At 45.6% G+C, this 1538-nt stretch carries 2 protein-coding genes; both read left to right on the plus strand.

What is annotated here, in order from left to right:
* On the plus strand, positions 1-598 hold a 598-nt coding region (locus EKM97_RS11825; protein WP_225419286.1), incomplete at its 5' end, for a helix-turn-helix domain-containing protein.
* Positions 583-1503: an IS3 family transposase gene (locus EKM97_RS11830; protein ID WP_263853724.1), complete on the plus strand. Its 921-nt coding sequence runs from the start codon at positions 583-585 to the stop codon at positions 1501-1503. The genes EKM97_RS11825 and EKM97_RS11830, both read left to right, overlap by 16 nt.
* Positions 1504-1538: the final 35 nt, after the last annotated feature.

The following is a 1538-nucleotide window of genomic DNA, read 5'->3' on the forward strand; positions in this document are numbered from 1 at the left end:
TTGTAGTGAACCCCAAAACTTGGACAACAAATCCAAGTTCGGGGGTTTCTATATGATCAAATATGATTTAGATTTCAAAATAAACCTAGTCTCACAGTATTTGTCTGGTGTTAGCGCGCGTATCCTTGCTCGTGAGTATCACATTGGCAATCCCGCTAGTATCGACCGATGGGTTGGCCAGTATCAGAAATATGGCTTGAAAGGGCTCGAGCCACGCGTTATTCGTTCTCAATACAGTAGAGAGTTCAAAGCGTCCGTATTAAACTGGAAACAACAACATCACGCTACCATTGAAGAAACAGCCCTTCACTTTAACATTCCTGCGTCTGGCACAATTTCTCGCTGGCAAAATGGGTATGCCGGTGGTGGTAATAAAGACCTGACGTTGAAGCGAAAAGGACGGCAGCCGATGAATAAGCATAAAGCCAAGAAACAAATTAAAAAACCCGCCGCACAGCCTAATGAGAAACCCAACGATGACGCGTTTAAGCAACTACAACGCGAGAATGAACAACTGCGCATCGAGAATGCCTATCTAAAAAAATTAGACGCCTTAGCCCGGCAAAAATTACTTTCGCGGAAATCGCGCAAATCGTAAACGAGTTAAGGCAGAAATTCGATAAGTCACTTACCTTCATACTCAAAGTAGTGAACGTAAAGCGCAGCACCTATTACTATCAACAGACTAGTGCAAAACAGAATGCGGCCGCCAAGGCCGCACGAGAAGCCGAACTGATTCAGGCTATTTGTGATATTCGTGATTACGATCCCATTTACGGTAAGAAGTTTGGTTACCGGCCAATTACTGCCCGGCTACATGAGCTCGGTTATCGAGTTAACCACAAACATGTGCTGAACATCCTGCGGATGTATAACTGGCTTTCCACGTATAACGCCAAGGGATTGCGCAAGTACAACTCCTACAAGGGAACGGTGGGCACCGTTGCGCGTAATTTACTACGCCGCCGATTCCAGACAGACCGCCCGTATCAGAAACTAGCCGTCGATGTGAGTGAGTTTCGCTATGGTGGCATGAGCAAGGCGGAACGTGTTTACCTTGAACCAGTGATGGACCTCTTCTCGGGCGAAATCCTCGCTTACAACATCAGTGACAGTCCTACCGTGACGTTTGCCGTTAAACCACTGCAGGAAGCACTGGATAGTCTTCCTGAACTACCTTATCGAACCACAGTGCACACCGACCAAGGCTTCCAGTATCAGAACCGTCGTTGGGTTAAAGTACTCAAACAACATCGGGTATTTCAGAGCATGTCCCGCAAGGGAGCCTGTTTAGACAATGCCATGATGGAGTCCTTCTTCAGTATCATGAAGCGTGAAGTTATGGATGATCATTTTAATACGAAGGTTGAATTGATCAGGGCAATGAAGCACTGGATCTACTTCTATAACAACTATCGGATGAAGGGCAGACTAAAAGGCAAGTCTCCAGTTGAATACCGAAAACTTGCCCTTCAGAATGCCTCATATCAACAAGTTATTTAGTTAAAAAAGTTGTCCAAGTTTTAGGGTTCACTCCA

The sequence above is a fragment of the Lacticaseibacillus songhuajiangensis genome (genome assembly GCF_003946025.1).
GTDB classification, from domain to species: domain Bacteria; phylum Bacillota; class Bacilli; order Lactobacillales; family Lactobacillaceae; genus Lacticaseibacillus; species Lacticaseibacillus songhuajiangensis.